Source organism: Haladaptatus marinus (assembly GCF_051194195.1).
The window spans coordinates 92,064-110,954 of record NZ_JBLZNK010000004.1; the positions used below are offsets into that span (position 1 = coordinate 92,064).

General features: G+C 56.3%; 13 protein-coding genes. 6 read left to right on the forward strand and 7 right to left on the reverse strand.

Going from position 1 to position 18,891, the window contains the following annotated elements; genetic code table 11:
• Positions 1–133 precede the first annotated feature (133 nt).
• Both ilvA and ACN2TU_RS14495 read right to left on the reverse strand, forming a co-directional pair.
• The gene (ilvA, locus tag ACN2TU_RS14490; RefSeq protein WP_435156322.1) at positions 134–1,378 is read right to left on the reverse strand and encodes a threonine ammonia-lyase; all 1,245 of its coding nucleotides are present in this window, start codon (positions 1,376–1,378) and stop codon (positions 134–136) included.
• Entirely contained in the window at positions 1,375–2,652 is a 1,278-nt protein-coding gene (locus ACN2TU_RS14495; RefSeq protein WP_435156324.1) for an amidohydrolase, read from the reverse strand. Before ACN2TU_RS14495 ends, ilvA begins: the two co-directional genes overlap by 4 nt.
• 136 nt (positions 2,653–2,788) lie before the next feature.
• On the opposite strand from ACN2TU_RS14495, the gene ACN2TU_RS14500 reads away from it, so the two are divergent.
• Both ACN2TU_RS14500 and ACN2TU_RS14505 read left to right on the forward strand, forming a co-directional pair.
• Positions 2,789–3,760, forward strand: coding sequence for a D-2-hydroxyacid dehydrogenase (locus ACN2TU_RS14500; RefSeq protein ID WP_435156325.1), 972 nt, complete (start codon positions 2,789–2,791; stop codon positions 3,758–3,760).
• Between the two features lie 6 nt (positions 3,761–3,766).
• Positions 3,767–6,814: an FAD-binding and (Fe-S)-binding domain-containing protein gene (locus tag ACN2TU_RS14505; RefSeq protein ID WP_435156327.1), complete on the forward strand. Its 3,048-nt coding sequence runs from the start codon at positions 3,767–3,769 to the stop codon at positions 6,812–6,814.
• A 56-nt stretch (positions 6,815–6,870) separates the two neighbouring features.
• Here the strand turns inward: ACN2TU_RS14505 and gdhB are convergent, their stop codons facing one another.
• The 3 genes from gdhB to ACN2TU_RS14520 form a co-directional block, all read right to left on the reverse strand.
• Positions 6,871–8,163, reverse strand: coding sequence for a glutamate dehydrogenase GdhB (gdhB, locus tag ACN2TU_RS14510; RefSeq protein ID WP_435156329.1), 1,293 nt, complete (start codon positions 8,161–8,163; stop codon positions 6,871–6,873).
• 2 nt (positions 8,164–8,165) lie between these two features.
• Entirely contained in the window at positions 8,166–9,344 is a 1,179-nt protein-coding gene (locus ACN2TU_RS14515; RefSeq protein WP_435156331.1) for a M24 family metallopeptidase, read from the reverse strand.
• Positions 9,345–9,435: 91 nt separating this feature from the next.
• Positions 9,436–11,097 carry an aldehyde ferredoxin oxidoreductase family protein gene (locus ACN2TU_RS14520; protein ID WP_435156333.1) on the reverse strand — a complete coding sequence of 554 codons (1,662 nt, stop codon included), beginning with the start codon at positions 11,095–11,097 and terminating at the stop codon, positions 9,436–9,438.
• A gap of 155 nt (positions 11,098–11,252) precedes the next feature.
• On the opposite strand from ACN2TU_RS14520, the gene ACN2TU_RS14525 reads away from it, so the two are divergent.
• Positions 11,253–12,632, forward strand: coding sequence for an aspartate aminotransferase family protein (locus tag ACN2TU_RS14525; RefSeq protein WP_435156334.1), 1,380 nt, complete (start codon positions 11,253–11,255; stop codon positions 12,630–12,632).
• An 18-nt stretch (positions 12,633–12,650) separates the two neighbouring features.
• Positions 12,651–13,034, forward strand: a complete 384-nt coding sequence (locus tag ACN2TU_RS14530) for a Rid family detoxifying hydrolase (protein WP_435156336.1) — start codon at positions 12,651–12,653, stop codon at positions 13,032–13,034.
• 107 nt (positions 13,035–13,141) lie between these two features.
• On the opposite strand, the gene ACN2TU_RS14535 is transcribed toward ACN2TU_RS14530, so the two are convergent.
• The gene (locus ACN2TU_RS14535; RefSeq protein ID WP_435156338.1) at positions 13,142–13,795 is read right to left on the reverse strand and encodes a DUF8102 family protein; all 654 of its coding nucleotides are present in this window, start codon (positions 13,793–13,795) and stop codon (positions 13,142–13,144) included.
• Between the two features lie 427 nt (positions 13,796–14,222).
• On the opposite strand from ACN2TU_RS14535, the gene ACN2TU_RS14540 reads away from it, so the two are divergent.
• Positions 14,223–15,860, forward strand: coding sequence for a BCCT family transporter (locus ACN2TU_RS14540; protein ID WP_435156339.1), 1,638 nt, complete (start codon positions 14,223–14,225; stop codon positions 15,858–15,860).
• Positions 15,861–16,698: 838 nt separating this feature from the next.
• Positions 16,699–17,466 (forward strand): IclR family transcriptional regulator, encoded by a 768-nt coding sequence (locus tag ACN2TU_RS14545; RefSeq protein ID WP_435156340.1) that lies wholly within the window; start codon positions 16,699–16,701, stop codon positions 17,464–17,466.
• 72 nt (positions 17,467–17,538) lie between these two features.
• Here ACN2TU_RS14545 and ACN2TU_RS14550 read toward each other — a convergent pair whose 3' ends face one another.
• Positions 17,539–18,744 (reverse strand): RNA-guided endonuclease InsQ/TnpB family protein, encoded by a 1,206-nt coding sequence (locus tag ACN2TU_RS14550; RefSeq protein ID WP_435156342.1) that lies wholly within the window; start codon positions 18,742–18,744, stop codon positions 17,539–17,541.
• Positions 18,745–18,891 lie beyond the last annotated feature (147 nt).

Genomic DNA, 18,891 nt, shown 5'->3' on the forward strand with positions numbered 1-18,891 from the left:
CCTGGCTGTTTTTCCGTTGTATTCGGATGGTGAGTATCGTCCCGTCATTTTCTTGCAACAGGTCGTGTTTGACTGAAACGTCTGCATCCCGAAGCGGATAGACGCTGCCAATGCAAGCCGAATGAATATCGACTTAGTTGAGCGTGTGTGAAGTGACGGATATTTGACCAAGTGAATCGAGTGCGTCGATGACCGACTGGAGATGTTCCGTGCTACTCCCTTCGATGCCTACTCTAATGGGCGTCCGATTGGGATCGTCCTGAGCGGTTCGACGCGTTCGTTCGAGCACATCCAATTCCGCCCCCTGCGACTCTATCACGTTCGTTACTGCACTCACGCCGGTCGGCCAGGTGGCGACGGCGATTTCGACTTTGGCATACCGGCCGAGTTGCATTAGGCCAGTTTTTGTGAGTTCGCTGTGCTCGGTGAGGTTCACGTTGCCGCCTGAGACGATGGCGGCAACGTGTTCACCTTCGACATCGACCGCATCCGAAAGAAGTGCTGCGACAGGCGCTGCACCGGCCGTCTCGACGACCGTTTTCGCCCGTTCTGCGAGCAGCGTCAGTGCAACACTCATCTGCAAATCGCTCACCGATACCACGTCGTCGACATACTCACGAATGACGGCGAACGTCTTTTCGAGTAGACGGGTGTCAGCGATACCCTCGGCAACCGTGTCGATCTCGGAAAGCTCGCGTATCTCGTCGTGTTCCAGTGAGGGTTTCGCGTGATACGCGCCTACTGGTTGTACACCGATGACTCGAATCGACCGGTCGTGGTGCTTGAGAACGGTCGCAATTCCGGAGATGAGACCACCACCGCCGATAGAGACGAGGACTGTATCGAGGTCTGGATATTGCTCGAGTAGTTCCCGACCGATAGTCCCTTGTCCAGCGATGACGCCTTCGTCGTTGAACGGATGGACGAACTCCAGATTATCCTCGTCGGCACGTTCCAATGCGTATTCGTAGGAATCTTCGTATATCTCACCTTCGACGATGACCTCGGCTCCGTACCCGCGCGTCGCCTCGATCTTTGCTGCTGGTGTCACTTCTGGAACGACGATTGTCGTCTCGATACCGAGACGGTCTCCTGCGAGTGCAACACCTTGTGCGTGGTTTCCAGCACTAGATGCGATGACGCCGCGTTCTTTCACTTCATCCGAGAGCTGGGCCATTGTATTATACGCTCCGCGAATCTTGAACGACCCCGTCCGTTGCATGTTCTCGAGCTTGAGACCGACTGAGGTCGCACCACTCATCTCGGCAAAGGTCGTCGAGATATCTACCGGCGTCCGGTTGACGATATCGTCGATTCTATCGTGGGCTAACGCGATGTCATCGTCGGTGACGATATCGCGTGCACTCTGGTCGCTCATATACTCTCACTCACGGATAGGGCGGACTTCGTCAGCACTTCGACGCCAATCGGGAGACTTGTTTCGTCTACGTCGAACGTCGACGTGTGGTGACTCGTCGGGTGGTCCGTACCAACGATTAGATAGGTCGCGGAGCCACCGTTCTCTTGGACTCGCTCCATCAGGAACGTGGCGTCTTCACTTGCCCCGAAGTCGGCGGTCGGAAGCACCGTGTCGACGCCATCGACGTCTGCAGCGACATCGGCGACGACGTCAACGAGTTCCGGGTCGCTGTCAGCACGGGGCGACTCACTGACGATTTCGATATCGGCGTCACAGCCATGCATCGTTGCGGAGGTGCGAAGCGTTTCGACGAGTTCCTCTTTCATGTACTCCATGAGTGCTGTCGTCTCACCGCGTGCTTCCCCGAGTACAGTAACCTCGTCGGCGATGACGTTACTTGCAGTGCCTCCCTCTGCTCGTCCAATGTTGACTCGCGTCATCCCATCGCTATGGCGCGGAATTGCGTACGTGTTCTGAATAGCGGTTCCGAGCGCCTGCATCGCGTTGTCCCCCTCGTTCGGATGCTTACCCGCATGTGCTGCTGTTCCTTCAAACGTCGCGTCCACGTGGCACATTGCAAGAGGACGTTCGATGCCTGCAACAACCTCGCCTGTCGGGTGGTCGAGACCGACATGCACTGCAAAGAGGTAATCGAGGTTGGCGCAGTACTCGCTCTCTGCCATCGGATGGCCGCCACCGGAGACTTCTTCCGCAGGCTGGAAGAACACCGTGAACGTTCCCTCGAACTCGCTGTCCTTGATGGAGTCCAGCACGGCGAGGCCCCACGTCATATGGACATCGTGTCCACAGGCGTGCATCGATTCGTCGTATGCCGAGCGGAACCCTTCTGCCGCAGGGTGGTGTTCCTCGTCGGTTGACTCCTCGATAAACAACGCATCGATATCGACGCGGAGTCCGACCGATGGGCCATCGCCTTTGTCGAGGACGGCGACGACGCCTGTGTTTCCACCTGCCATTTTCTCCAGAAGCTCGTCGTCAGCTCCTCGTTCGCGTGCTCGCTCTATCCACCGGTTTAGGTCGTCCGCTTCGGGTTCGGCCATTCGGTCAGCTGGGTCGTAGGCATCGGGTCCGACAGCGATATCGTCCGCGCCGATTTGACGTATCTCTTCGACCAGACGACATGTGGTGTAGAACTCTCGCCACGCCGGTTCAGGATGCTGATGCAGGTCGCGTCGTAACGATACCAATCGGTCTGCGATCGGGGCCGACATATGGGCCACATTCACACTCCACACACTTAACGGTACACAACATTCGTTGATGCCGAATACACAAAAAGACTAAGTGAAGTAGTGACAATCACCACACTACCGACACGCGTCTCCCTAGACGCAATTGTGACCTAACATGAGTGAGAACGCCGATGTTGTCGTCCTCCGAGAGGGGACGGAAGGATTATCGATGGAATCGTACGCCAAACAGCTTCGCGACCGCCTGCCGGAAGAGACGGTCGCGCTTGCTCGCACGCCGAAACAAGAACGGGAACTCGTCGAAGACGCCCGTATCGTCACAGGAATCTCTCTCGACGAAGATCTCCTCGAACGGACAACCAACCTCGAATTGTTCGCCTGTACGTTCGCCGGTACGGATCACGTTCCAATGGATGAACTCGAGGCACAGGGCGTCGCTGTCACGAACGCTGGCGGAATTCACGCTCCGGGTATCGCCGAACAGGCCATCGGAAATATGCTCGTTTTTACCCGCCGGCTTCACGAGGGATGGCGGCGCAAACAGCAAGGCCAATGGCGGCACTTCCAATCGAACGAATTCACCGACAGCACGGTGACGGTTATCGGACTCGGTTCGATCGGTCAGGCAGTCGTTCAGCGACTGCAGGGATTCGAGGTCGAGACCATCGGTATTCGTTATACGCCCTCGAAGGGTGGCCCGACCGACGAAGTCCTCGGTTTCGACGAGGACGATATCCACCGAGCGCTCTCCCAAAGTGACTATGTCGTCATCGCTTGCCCACTCAACGACCTCACGCGCAACCTCATCGGCAGTGAAGAGTTAGCGACGATGCCGACAGACAGCGTCCTCGTCAACACTGCTCGTGGCGGTATCGTCGATACGACTGCGTTAGTCTCTGCGCTTCGCTCGAACAAAATTCGCGGCGCAGCACTCGACGTGACCGACCCTGAACCGTTGCCCAGCGACCATCCGCTGTGGGGCCTCGAGAACTGTCTCATTACCCCGCATACCGGTGGCCATACACCGAAACATTGGAACCGTCTCGCCGACATCGTTACCGAGAACGTTGCTCGACTCGACTCCGGTGACGACTTGGTGAACCAGGTACTCGCACCGGAGTCGAACTGACCACCAATGGCGACGCAGAACTCCCATCTACGAGACGACGCAGGCTCCGATGACCCCGCCAGTGATTCCCGAGCGGCGTATGACTATACTGGTGGGTCTGTGGATCAACACGAACTCGCCGAGAACCTCGAAACGCTCGTCGATGGCGACGTCCGGTTCGACGAGTACTCCCGACAGCTGTATGCGACCGACGCCTCTGCCTATGAGGTCACACCTGTTGGCGTCGTCTTTCCACGGTCGACTGACGACGTCGCCGCCGTCGTCGACTACTGTGCCGACCGTGGGATTCCGATCCTCCCACGCGGAGGCGGCACGAGTTTAGCTGGTCAGGCGACAAACGAGGCCGTGGTGCTCGACATGACCGTCTACATGACTGACCTCGTGGATGTCGACCCCAGTACTCGCGTCGCCGACGTGCAAGCCGGTACAGTGCTTGCAGACCTCAACGCGACGCTGGAACCTCACGACCTCAAGTTCGCACCGGATCCCGCGGCCGGTAACCGGAGCACGGTTGGCGGCGCTATCGGCAACAACTCCACGGGTGCGCACTCGCTGAAGTACGGAAAGACGGATGCCTATATCGAGGAGGTTGAGGTCGTCCTCGCTGACGGAACGGTCACCACATTCGGTGAGGTGACGCTCGACGAACTCCGAAATCGCGCGGATGCCGACGGTGACATCGAGAACCGAATCTACGATGCGCTCCGTCGTGTCGTCGACGAGGAGAGCGAGACGATTCGCGAGGTGTATCCACAGCTGAAGCGCAACGTTTCGGGGTACAATCTCGACCAACTCGTCCAGGAGGCAGCGTCGGAAACGGTCAACCTCGCTCGTGTCTTCGCTGGGAGTGAGGGAACACTCGGTGTGATCACGGCGGCAACGATTTCGCTCGAACCGGTTCCCGAAACGAAGTCGGTCGCATTACTCACCTACCACAATCTGCTGGACGCGATGGCTGACGTCGACACCATCGTCCGCAATCACGACCCTGCGGCCGTCGAAGCCATCGACGACGTCCTCCTCGAACTCGCCCGCGATACCGAGGAATTCGAAGCAGTTGCAGCGATGCTCCCGGAGGAAACCGAGACGGCGCTACTCGTCGAATTCTACGCGGAGGATGAGGCACACGGTCGACAGCAGATTGCGGATATGGTGGCTGACCGTGTGCCGACTGCGACCCCGAGCGTCGAAGGCGAAGCGGACACCGATGCGGATGCACCGAGCGACGACCCGGTTCGTGCCTTCGACGTGCTGGAAGCGTACGACGCCGAGGAGCGGGCAACGCTCTGGAAACTCAGAAAGAGCGGGATGCCTATCCTCCTCTCGCGGACGACCGACGCAAAGCACATCTCGTTCATCGAGGACACGGCCGTCCCCACCGAGAACCTTGCGGAGTACGTTGCCGACTTCCAAGCGGTACTCGAAGACAACGACACGTTCGCCTCGTTCTACGCGCACGCCGGTCCCGGATGCATGCACATGCGACCGCTCGTCGACACCAAGAGTCCGGCGGGCGTCGCACAGATGGAGTCGATCTCCGACGCTGTGACCGACCTCGTCGTCGAGTACAACGGTTCAGTCTCAGGTGAACACGGTGACGGTCGGGCACGCACCCAGTGGAATCGGAAACTGTACGGCGAGGAAGTCTGGGAACTGTTTCGTGAATTGAAGTCGGCGTTCGACCCCGACTGGCTTCTCAATCCGGGTCAAGTCTGTGGCGACGTCGATATGACAGAGAACCTCCGATTCGGTGAGAACTACGACTTCGACGCCGGGTTCGATCCGGCGTTGAACTGGGACAACGAGAACGGCTTTCAGGGGATGGTTGAACTCTGTCACGGCTGTGGTGGCTGTCGCGGCGGGCAGGAGACCACCGGCGGGGTGATGTGCCCGACCTACCGTGCCTCCGAAGAGGAGAGCGTCGCGACTCGCGGACGAGCGAACATGCTCCGACAGGCGATGAGCGGCGATCTCGACGACGACGCGCTCGACACCGAGTTCATGCGCGAGATCATGGATCTTTGTATTGGCTGTAAGGGGTGTGCCCGCGACTGCCCGAGCGAGGTGGACATGGCGAAACTGAAGACCGAAGTCGAACACGCCCACCACGAGGAGCACGGCGCGGATCTTCGTGACCGGCTCTTCGCGAACATCGACACGCTCAACCAACTCGGGTCGAGGGTCGCCCCCATCTCCAACTGGGCTGCGAAGATTCCCGGAGCACGAGTCGTCCTTGAGAAGGTCGTCGGTATCGCCCCGGAGCGGTCGCTCCCGAGGTTCCACCGACAGAGCTTCGAGGAGTGGTTCGAGGCTCGCGGTGGCCCGCGGGTTCCCGCATCACAGGCGACTCGCAAGGTGTTATTGTTCCCAGACACCTACACGAACTACAACCACCCCGAGGCAGGGAAGGCAGCGGTTCACGTACTCGAATCGGCTGGTATCCACGTTCGGATAGCCCAAGGCGTCGCATCGACCGGACGACCGGCGCACTCGAAGGGGTTTCTCGACCTGTCGCGGGAACGTGCAGCGACGAACGTCGACGTTCTTGCCCCGCGAGTCGAAAACGGCTGGGACGTCGTCCTCGTTGAGCCCTCCGACGCCGTGATGCTGCAGTCGGACTATCTCGACCTGCTGTCGGGTCGTGACGTCGAACGCGTCGCGGCCAACACCTACGGCATCCTCGAGTATCTCGACCGATTCGAGTTCGAACTCACGTTCGACGCACCCGCCAAGTCGCTCACCTACCACGGCCACTGCCACCAGAAGGCAACGAAGAAAGATCACCACGCCACTGCGGTGCTTCAGGACGCCGGCTACGAGGTTGACGCGCTCGACTCAGGGTGTTGTGGGATGGCCGGGTCGTTCGGTTACGAGGCCGAACACTACTCGATGAGCAAAGCGATCGCGAACATCCTCTTCGAACAGGTCGACGAGAGCGACGGTGAGGAAGTCGTCGCCCCTGGTGCATCCTGTCGAACCCAACTCGGAGACAGAGACGGCGGTGAAACGCCGACCCACCCGATCGAGAAGGTCGCGGCAGCGCTCCGCAGCTAGCCGACATCTTTCTTTCTCGACTGCAAAAAAGAGAATACGGGAGCCAGAATGACCCGCTATGGCCAGAGTCCGCGTTCCTCTTTGGCCGTTGCGACGCGACTGAGTGCGACCATGTATGCGGCATCACGCCACGACACGTCGTGAGCTTCGACTTCGTCGCGCACCGCATCCCATGCCTTCAGCATCTCTGATTCGAGTTCGTTGTTCACACGGTCAAGTGTCCACTGTCTGCGGTTGATGTCCTGCAGCCACTCGAAATACGAGACAGTCACGCCGCCAGCGTTGGCGAGGATATCCGGGAGAACCGGAATGTCACGCTGTTCGAAGATGGAGTCCGCTGCGAACGTGGTTGGACCGTTTGCTCCCTCGACGATGAGGTCGGCTTGCACGTCGTCGGCGTTATCGGCCGTCAGCGCGTTCCCAACTGCCGCAGGAATGAGTACGTCCACGTCGAGTTCGAGCAGTTCTTCGTTCGAGAGCCGCTGAGGGGCGTCGTAGCCGGATACCATGCCAGGTCGCTCGTCATGGCCCATGACGCTTTTTGTATCTAATCCTTCGGAATCGAGGATAGCACCGTTGACGTCGGAGACGGCGACGACGTCAGCACCCCACTTGTCGAGCGAACGAGCTGCGTTCGCACCCACGCTCCCGTATCCTTGCACGGCGACGGTGGTTTCGTCGAGATTCCAGCCGTAATAGTCGATGGCTTCGCGCGTGATGATCGCGACGCTCCGTCCTGGTGCCTCTTCGCGACCATACGAACCGCCGATGACTGATGGCTTTCCTGTGACGACGCCCGGCGTCGTCTCGCCATGCTGCATCGAGTAGGCGTCCATAAACCACGCCATCGTCTGGGGGTCGGTTCCCATATCAGGTGCCGGAACGTCCTGCTTCGGGCCAACGACGTCTCGGAGCTCTTCGGCGAATCGACGTGTCAGTCGTTCTTTTTCCTCGTCGCTCAGTTCCTTCGGATCGACGGCGATACCGCCCTTGCCGCCACCGAACGGGATATCCATGACGGCGCACTTCCACGTCATCCACATCGAGAGGCCAATACATTCATCGGCGGTGACCTCCGGATGGTACCGGAGACCGCCTTTGTACGGGCCGCGAACGTCATCGTGTTGTGCACGGAATCCCGTTAGTACCTCCAACTCGCCGTTATCACGCTTGAGCGGCACCGAGACGCGTTGGACTTTCGTGGGATGCTTCAACCGTTCAACGACGCCGTCGTCGACATCTACGTGTGTCGCGGCGCGCTTTAGTTGGCGACGAGCGGTCGTAAGCGCTGACTCCGTCGTCGTTTCACTCTCCGTTGCGTCGATATTTTCGGACGTTGTTTTCGTCATGGTTACGTAGAGAACAGCTTCTGAGGGAAGTCAGCCAAAACCTCGGCACCGTTCGAGGTGACGCGGAACGTCTCGCTGAGTTCGACCCCGAAGTCGTCGAACCAGAGGCCGGGAATCATGTGGAACGTCATGTTCTCCTCGAGAACCGTCTCGTCGCCCGGTCGAAGGCTCGCGGTGTGTTCACCCCAGTCCGGCGGGTAGCCGAGCCCCATCGAGTAGCCGATGCGTTCCTCCTTCTCCAAGTCGTACTTCTGAATGACGTTGCGCCACGCCTTCTCGACGCGCTCGCAGGTGACACCCGGCTCAGCGACGTCAAGCGCGGCGTTTACGCCTTCGACGACGATTTCCATCCGGTCTTGCATTTCCTGCGGGGGGTCACCCACGTACGTCGTCCGTGCAAGCGGCGAGTGATACCGGTGGCGACAACCCGAGAGTTCGATGATGACCGGGTCACCTCGCTCAAACGGACGGTCGGTCCACGTCAGGTGCGGGGTTCCGGTGTGATCGCCGGAAGGCATGAGTGGAACGATAGAGGGGTAATCGCCGCCGTAGTCCTCGGTGCCATCGATGAGCGCGTTGTAGATTGCGCGCGCCGCTTCCGACTCGGGGACACCCTCCTCGATGGCGTCGAGCCCGGCGACCATCGCGTTTTCGGAGATGCGTGCGGCCTCTCGCATGTAGTCGAGTTCCTGTTCGGATTTTGTTACGCGAACCCAGTTGACGAGCAGGGTCGTGTCCTCGAACTCGGCCTTCGAGAGATTCTTTTGCAGGCGCAGGTAGGACTTCGCCGTGAAGTAGTACGCGTCCATCTCCAATCCGATTCGGCCCTCGTCGACGTCGAGGTCTTCTAGCACTTCCGCAAAGAAGTCCATCGGGTGCAGGTCGTATGGCGATTGGACGTGATCGTCGCTGTATGATCGAATGCTCTCCTCAGCCAGCCACGTCGTCGCTCGCGCTCCATTGGCGTCCTGTCCGCGGCCAACCCAGACCGGTTCGTCGCGATCCTGCGTGATGATGACGGCTTGATGGACGTAAAACGACCAGCCATCGTAGCCAGATAGATAGTTCATGTTCGCTGGGTCGGCGATCACGAGCGCGTCGAGTTCCCGTTCACGCATCCGCTCTTTTGTCTGCTCGATTCGTCTCTCGTACTCGCTGGCGGTGAACACTGTCTGTGGCATGCTACCTGTTCTCGAAAGGGTATTTGTCGAAGACCTATTTTAATTTTTTGTGTACAGCGATTACGATTCGTGTGTAACGGACTGATGACCGTCACTCCGCAGGGATCTGCTCGTCAGGAACAACCCCATCGTCCCATTCGCGAAGCTCGTAGTACTCCTCCAAAGCGTCCTCAAAGCCTGGAATCTCGTAGGGGAGTGTATCATCCGACCGGTCGAAGCCGCGCTGGTTGTTAAAGTGGCGTTCGAGCGTTACAATGCGGTCGCCAACGGCGAGCAAGTCCTCGAAGTCAGCACTGAACAGCATCTCGTACCGTTCAGGAGTCATATAGTCCCGTGAAAATTTGCAGACGACACCACTATCGTTGACGGCCATCTGATTCTCCTTCTCGATGAGTCGTTGTGGTTTTCCTTCGTATCCAGTTGGGTCGTACGCGTCGTCCTTGTCGACGAGTGGGTATTCCTGTGAGTAGAACACGGCATACATGTGGTCTGCGCCACGGTTCGCGACGGCGTACGAGAGTCCTTGACCGTGGAGAACGCGTCCCTCGTGAGCTGCAAAGTCCATACCCTTGACAGTCCAGTTCGGTACACCGAGGTCGTCGTGAACGCGAGCGATCCCTTCGGCAAGGTCGTCACCGACACCCTCTCGGTGGGCGATTTTCTCGACCATCTCGTGGATGAGGTCGACGTTTCCGAATTCTTCTTGGGCAGCGAGATAGGCAGCAACGGTGTTCCCCGCCGAGATCGCATCCAACCCGTATTTGTCACACAACTCGTTCGACTTCATTACGTCAACGATATCGTCGACGCCGGAGTTCGACCCAAACGCCATCGCAACCTCGAACTCAGGGCCTTCAGTCTCGACACCACGCTCCTCGTCCTTCGTCGGAAGTTTACAGGCGAACGCACACGCAGAACAGGTACCCTTCTTGTATTTTTTCTCCTCGACAGCAGCGCCATTGATTCCCTCGACGCCTTCGAATTGTTGTTCGGAGAAATAGTATGATGGAAGGCCGTTCAGTTCGTTAGCGAGGTCCATCACCGCGACCGTTCCCTGTTGTTTCATTATGTGGTCGTCCGTCGCAGCCTCGCGGTGAATTTCCATCTGTGAGGCGGGTATCTCGATGTCTGGTGCTGAATCGCCGTCAAAGGTGAGTGCTTTCACGTTCTTCGACCCGAGCACTGCTCCGAGGCCACCGCGACCGAAGGCCCGCTCTTCGGAGGTCATGATGGAGGCAAAGCGAACCAAATTCTCGCCGGCCGGCCCGATAACGGCAGTTTGATCGGCACCGAGATCATGTTCGTCGTCGAGATACGCGACAGTCTCAGGAACGGTCGCACCGGAAAGGTCCGGAACCGATTCGAACTCGACGCCACTGTCGGTAATATGGATAATCACGAGTTCGTCGCTTTTACCGGTGATTTCAACGGCTGCGTGGCCGGTATCAATGAAGTTTCGCGACATGAATCCGCCAGCGTTCGACGAGACAAGTCCGTCGGTGAGCGGCGAGACTGCCGTTGCATTCATTCGGCCGGTAAAGCTCATCGTCGACGCTTGCATCGGGCCGGTTGCGAAGAACAACCGATTTTCGACACCGAACGGATCGACGTCGAATGGGATACGGTCGTGAGCGAGTTTGGTTGCGACGCCCCGTCCGCCGATGAACGATTCGAGAACATCGTCGATGGATTCAGTCTCCGTCGTTTGTGTCCCTACGTCGATTGTGAGATGTGACCCCTTTGTGTGTAGCATTATCAAGACAAGGAGTCCCGTGGTACTTAATTGTTCACGGACGCAATGTCGTTTCTCTTTCTCGTTTTTAAATCCGCCGAAAAATCAGTATCTGTGTATGGCCTGGATGATTTCTGTGGACAAGTTATTTATGACTGTTGTACAATGGCACACATATGGCAGCAGAACCATCAATCGATGAGATTCATTTCGATGACGCACCGTCAGTTGACTCAGTCCCTGGCCCAAAGTCGCGCGCACTTATTGAAAAGCAACAAGCCATCGACAGCAGTGCCGTCGCCTACCCCGAGGACATCCCGATAGCATTCGATGAGGGAAAAGGAGCGACGGTTCGTGACGTAGACGGCAACACCTTCATCGATATGTTCGCCGGGATCGGCGTGTTCAACGTCGGCCACGGAAACCCCTACGTACTTGATGCCGTTCACGAGCAGACGGACAAACTCGTCCACACAGTGGATTTCCCGACGGAAGCTCGATTAGAACTCATCGAGAAACTCGACGAGATCGCACCGGGCTCACTGCAGGGGAACAACAAAGTCGTCTTCGGCGGCCCCACCGGCAGCGACGCCGTTGAGGCATCGATCAAGCTCGGGAAGTACAACACCGGCGGCGACGGTCTCATTGCCTTCCGTGGCGCATACCACGGTGCGACGAGTGGTGCAATGAGCGTCACGTCAAACAAGAAGTTCAAGGAGAGCTACACGCCGCTCCTCCCGGACGTTGTTCACTCACCGTATCCGTATCCGTTCGGACAGGACAAAGACCCACAAGAGGCGGTCGACCACGCTCTCGAAGAACTGCAAGCGACTCTCGAAGACCCCTACGGTGGACTCGCAAACCCAGCAGGCATCATCGTCGAACCCATTCAGGGAGAAGGCGGCGTCATTACACCACCGGAAGGATTCCTGAAGGGTGTGCGCGATCTCGCCACCGACAACGACATACCGCTCATCTTCGACGAGATTCAAAGCGGACTCGGCCGGTCTGGCCAGTGGTGGGCGAGCGAGTGGTACGATGTCACGCCCGACATCATGACCTCCGCGAAAGCTCTCGGCGGCGTCGGCTTCCCGCTCTCGGCGACGATATACGACGAATCCCTCGATACGTGGGGCTCCGGTGACCACGCCGGAACCTATCGCGGTCACGTCGTCGGAATGCGTGCAGGAACCCGTGCCATCGAGTATATTCAGGAACACGACTTGCTCGCACACGCTCGTGAACTCGGCGAATACATCCAAACCCGGCTGAAAGAAGCCGCCGAAGGGAATCCGCATCTAGGACAGGTTCGCGGTAAGGGACTGTTCATCGGTGCAGAGTTCGTCGATGCCGATGGGAACCCCGACGGAGAGATGGCCGATGCGATCCAAGACTACTGCTTCGAGCATGGTGTCCTCGTGTGGAAGGCGGGACGGTACGGTAACATCCTCCGACTGCTTCCGCCGCTCGTGCTCACTAAAGACCTTGCCGAGACGGCGCTCGACATCATTACCGAAGCAATCGAAACAACCACCGCCGCAAAACAGAACGTCTAACGACGATTCATTCTCACAATGACCTCACAACCAATCGTTACGGACGAAGCACCGCGAAATGACAATCCGTATTCGCAGGGCGTCCGCGCCGGCGATACGCTCTATATTTCTGGCTACGGTCCAGTCGATCCCGAAACGGGAGAGGACGTCGAGGGCGACGTGCAAGCTGAGACCAAACAGGTGCTCACCAACATCGCAGCCACGGTAGAAGAAGCGGGCGGGTCCCTCGACGACGTCGTCAAGATAACCGTCTATCTGACGGATTTAGATGACTACGACCGTGTTAACGAGGCCTACGGCGAGCAATTTGCTGAAGCGCCGCCTGCCCGTGTCTGTGTGGAGGTTTCACGTCTGCCCGACGATGTCCGTGTTGAAATGGACGCGATCGCCTATCTCGGTTGACGCACCCGCTGTTGGAATCGCCCATGCAGCAGTGGCACTGATCAAAGAATCGGTTCACCATCGCTTGCATGGTCTTTTTTGAAAATGGAGTCGAGAAAAATCGTGAACTAGTCGTCCAGTTCTTCGGCTCGTCGGTTTCGCTGTTCGGCCGCTTCATTTACATTCGTAAGGAACTCGGACATCTGTTCTTTCATCTCCGTGCGCATCGACGTCGCGGAAAAGTCCTCCGATTCGGTCAGAAGTCGGACAAATGCGCGAAGATCTTCGTCAGTAATCTCGTCGAAGTTCCCATCTTCTAGATTTTCGGTGACCTCGTCGATGTTGATCTGACCGACGGGGTCAACGTTGAAGTCGACCGTTACCATCCGATAATCCGAACCAGCGAGTTTTTGTTCGGATCGATTGACCCCCTGTGCGAGCATATCTTTGAACGGGACATGGTAGCCCATCGTTCCAAGGTGGAGAAAGCCGAGCATATCGATGATTCCTTGGGTGTAATCGTCGCTGGCTTCGGATTCGGGGTTGAACACGTTCTTGCGGTCACGATCTTCGAGATACTCGAAGAAGATACTGAAGTCGAGAATCGCATTGCAAAGGCGTCGACGGATCCGATTCCGCTTTTGTTTTTTGGAGTGTTCCGTGTAGTCGGTCTTTCGCCCGAGGAGGAACTCACGGTCACTCGGCGTTAGAATTCCCCGTCCTCGGTCGGCTGAGAAGGCCATTCGTTCATCGTTTCCTTCACCATCTTTCTCATCTCCCATACACAGTTTTTGTGTACTAAATCAATTAAGCGTTATGACCGTCGGTACAGATTGACCGTTTGGATCATTTCACAATCTCCGTTAATACTCACCGCGAAGAACCATCTCGGATAATTACGCCACCGAAGGCGTAGTCATTCACGACCAAACGATATAAAATAAACAAGAATTGTATACACTGACTTCAGTAACCGTAACATTTATCCAGATGATTCGTGATGGATTGATTGTGTCATGGCCCTGGTTACACAGTGCCATGCATGGTGGACGTACGAAACATGAGATCGCAATACACCGGCGACTGTAGTCGGGCTCGATGTGTGTCTGGGAGCTGTTGCGGTGCACACGGTAGTCACATCAAGTCGTCAGGACATCACAGTGAACGGAGTCGCATTGAGCGTAACTACACGTATGATGGAGCAAACACATGAGTCGATCAAACCAACAAAGCCCGGTCGAAGAGTTCATCGACGAGATTGAACCAATCGTGTTCGCATTCGGTGCGGGTATTACCTTGCTTTTCGTCGTCGTCTTCGCGTTGAACCCAAAGACGGCGGGGAGCCTCGTCTCGACTGCGACAGATTTCGTTCTTGGACATTTCAACTGGGCGTTCCTGCTGGTAATGCTGGGATTCGTTGGCTTCCTAGCTTTCCTCATTCTCGGTCCATGGGGACGGATCAAACTCGGTGATGAGGTGCCCGAGTTCAGTTACTTCTCGTACTTCACGATGATCTATTCGGCGGGACTCGCCGCGGGCATCGTTTTCTGGGGCCCTTCGGAGGCACTGCTCCATTATTCGAGCGTGCCACCGCTGTATGACGTTGCATCCAAGTCCCAAGCGGCAATTCCGATCGCGGTGCAGTATTCGATCTTCCACTGGGCAATTATCCAATGGTCTTGTTTCACCGTCATGGGTCTCGGCATCGGATACTTCGTCCATGCTCACGGTGCACCGCTCCGTGTGTCAGCCGTGCTGACACCGTTTGTAGGGGCGAACAACGTCGACAATCTGGCCGGAAAGATCATCGATATCCTCGCTGTATTCGCAACGTTAGGCGGGGTTGCGACATCGTTGGGATTCATCGGGAGCCAGTTCCTTACCGGACTCGAATTTCAGTGGGGAATCCAGCTCGGTGACGCTGGTACGATTACAGTTATCACCGGGATGACGGCGTTGTTTACCATCTCACTCGTGCTCGGAGTCGATAAGGGGATTCGTCGTCTCTCGAACTTCAACATGCTTCTGTTCGGCGGACTCATGGTGGCGACTCTCGTGTTCGGACCGACGTTCCGCGTGCTCGAACTCAGTACGCAGGCGATAGGTGGCCTCTTCGGCGACTTCTTCGAGATGAGCCTCTACATGGACTACACCAATGGTGGGTCATGGTCGAACGCCTGGACTGTCTTCTACTGGTTGTGGCCACTCGCGTGGTCACCGTTCGCGGGTCTGTTTATCGCACGCATTTCCCGCGGTCGGAGTGTCCGTGAAGTCGCGTTCACTGGTATCGTGGCAACGTCGCTTGCGACGATTCCCTGGTTCGCTATCGTGGGTGGGACGGCAACGATTTTCCAACACAACGGCGCTGCCAACATTCTCGGCCCAGTCAACAACTACGGTGAAGCAGTCTCAGGGTATGTCCTCTTCGGTGCGATCGAGTTCATGGGTCTTCCAATCGGAACCGTCCTCCTGTTCGGTTTCCTGGTGCTGGTGACCACCTTCTTCGTGACGTCAGCCGATTCGTCGACACTTGCAGTCTCCATCATGACGACTGGCGGGACGGAAGAACCCTCGTCGATCAATCGGATTTTCTGGGGTGTCTTGCAGGGTGCTGTTGCGTCGATTCTGATGGTCATCGGTGGCGTGGATGCACTCCAATCCGCCGCGATCATCACTGGTGGTCCGTTCGCGATAGTCTGTCTTATTGCCGTCATTGGACTCACAAAGGCCTTCCGTGAGGATGGCGGAAATGTGCTTCTCGGAGAGGAATCGACCCTCTTCGGAAAGCCACGCTCCGAAAAACAAACCGGCTCTACCAAGGCCGCTGTCGGAACTGAAGACGACTGATAGGAGATACCGTTATCCGTCATTTCGTCGTTGCCATCACCCGATTCTATTCCGGTTTTGTTATAATAGTTGGATGGACAAGTTCTCAACTCGATTATTCATCAAACACGCGACTCCACGACAACCAGTCCTCCGCGACTGACGTGAACCGCTTCGGATATACCTCCTAACATGGGGATCACATAATGATCATCACAGCGACGTGTTCATAAACGTTCCGGAGAGCCGAATGTATTTGTTTTAGGTTGGTGTATTTTTGATAAGTCAGAGACTCTATTAGCGAATTTTCATTACAATAATAGTATTGTAATGTTAAGGATCAGATGAGGTGGCTTCTCGATACTGTTCCAGTAGCTTAGATAGCATAATATATCTATATCATATAATACTACGTATGGGCCCCATATATAACCGCAGTTTCAGCCATTCAGCGACGAGGTAGCGATGGTAATGGTCTGTAGAATATTATATCCACTTATCTATACTACGTTTCCGTGAAATCGCTCACTTTACTGGGTGATGAAATATAGAATCTATTTTGCTCTCGCGAATGTATTAGTGGGGTCGTTTATTGGGTTACTCAAAAGAACCGTCCAAATGAATATATTTCACAGAATTCGTTTACAGCCATTAATTAGAGAGGGTTATTTAACCTTAATCCGCCATTTTCTATTGTATATTACTTTTATAGGCACTACTAGTTTGTTATTTTTTATTCTGCTATTTTGATTTCGGATATATATTCAAATTTCGTTACCAACTTCTCTTTTTTCCGTGGGTTGAATCGTGAGTGATATTGACGTAAACATAAGTAGTCATAGGAGAAAGCTAACTTCATATGATGCCACGGCGGACGGAAAATGGACTCCAGACGACCGAAATATCTCTTCAACTTGTAGAGTTACTCGTCGAGTACGATGGGGCAACGTTAGGTGAGCTCGCAGACAAAACTGACCTCGCACGGAGTACAATTCACACTCATCTTCAAACGCTCGCACACTACGGGTACGTCGTCCGAGAAAACAACATCTATCGTGTCGGGTTGAAGCTACATCATCTGGGCGATTACGCTCGGAAGCAAAACGAGGTGTACGATATTGCTAAGCGGATCGTTACTGATTTAGCCGATGAAACGGAGTTAGAGGTCGACTTTACCGTTGAGGAAAACGGACGAACCGTTGCACTCTACGATGCTACGAGCTACTCCGATACACCATCGTTTCTCGTTGACGGCCGTCTCTTCCATATGCACAACACGGCATCCGGGAAAGCAATCCTCGCGGAATACCCTGAGACGCGAGTTGAAGAGATTCTCGACCAATGGGGACTTCCCGATGAAACCGAGCAGACCGTTACAACACGAGATGAACTTTTCGCGGATCTGGAACGTGTACGAGAACGGGGGTACGCGATTAATGACGAGGAAGCAATCGAAGGACTCTGGGCAGTCAGTAAAGTCGTGAAAGATCAACTCGGCCGTGTCCGTGGCTCGTTAAATGTTTGCGGGCCAACGTATATTCGAACCGCCAAGCGTGAGAAAGTCATCGTTTCTCAGCTTGATGAGAAAATCAGAGCGTTCGAGCAAAGCATTACCGAACAATTATGAGACCGACGTTCTCCCCGTGCAAGATGTCAACTACCCCGGCGTTAACGCCGGGGCTTGTCGGTGAACTCCCGTTCAAGCCGAAACTTCGGCGGACGTATACTCGTCACTCACGTTCAACGTTCCCGACTTTAGGGCCAGTTGACGGTTGGCCCGTCCACGCGGAGACTTTTGCCCTGCGTGGACATGCTTGATTCCGATATTCTTCGCCGCGTTGTAGTCTGCGTGAACCTCGTATCCACACTTTCGACAACAGAACCGCTCCTGTTTCGGGCGGTTCCCGCGTTGGGTGTGACCGCACTTCGAACAACGTCGGGACGAATACGCCGGGTCTACCTGTTTGGTCGAGATACCGAACTCTTTGGCTTTGTACTCGACATACTCGCAGAGCCGTCTGAATGCCCATGTGTGGAACGCTTTCGCGCCCGGCATACGGTTCCGAATATCGGTTAGGTCCTCGAAGGCGATTGTAGAACAGTCGTGCGTTATCGCCTCTTGGACGAGGGTTTTCGATAGGCGGTGTAGGTAATCTTCCGCCCATCGACTTTCCCGGTCGCCTATCCCATCGATAGTTCGGTGAGCCGATTCTGTCCCAGCCTGTTGCAGTGAGCCACGAACCTTCTCGTATTCGCGGCGTCGGTGGTTGAGGTATCCGCCGGACCACATACTGCCCGTCGATGTTGCGGCTACCGTTTTCACGCCGAGGTCTACGCCGAGGACCGTCCCGCCCCCAGCTTCCTGCGGCTCGTCGTCTTTGGCTACGCCGACGTGAAGGTAGTAGTCGCCATCGCGGTAGTGAAGTGTCGATTCCCGAAGCTCCCACTCGTCGTTTCGCAGGTATGTCGTTTGTGGGTTCTCGCCTTTCGAGGGAAGGACGTATTCGGCTTTCACGCGCCCGTTGACCGCCGCAAGCGTACAGTGGTCGTCGCGGTACGTCACCGCGTTCTTGTTGTAGACCACGGTGTTCGCCGTGAACGTGGGTTGCGTGGCGTATTTCCCGTTCTGCCATGCCGATGTGACGCCCTTCACCGAGTCCGCCGCGTAGTTCCGGGCGGCACAGACGAGGTCGGCGTTCAACCCGTCGGTGGCTTCGCGGACCTGCTGATACGTGAGTTGGTGGAGTTTCGTTTTCGACGTAATGACATATCCGTCGTCGTTGCGCTCGAAAGCGCGGTCCGCGACCATTTGAGCGGCTTGACGGAACCGCTCGGTGGTTTTGCGGAGGTCGTCGCGCCGCTCGTCGGGAACGGCTAACTTGACAACGACGGTACGTCGAATCACGATTCCATATACAGCCCTAACTATTATAAAAGTAGGGGAGTTGGCCAGCTGGTTGAGGCGGTTGTGTAGTGGAGTTTACGCGATTCCCGCCCGGCCTAAAGGCCGGGATTCCCTCGCTGTTTAAAGATGGGTTCAGATTTACCGGCC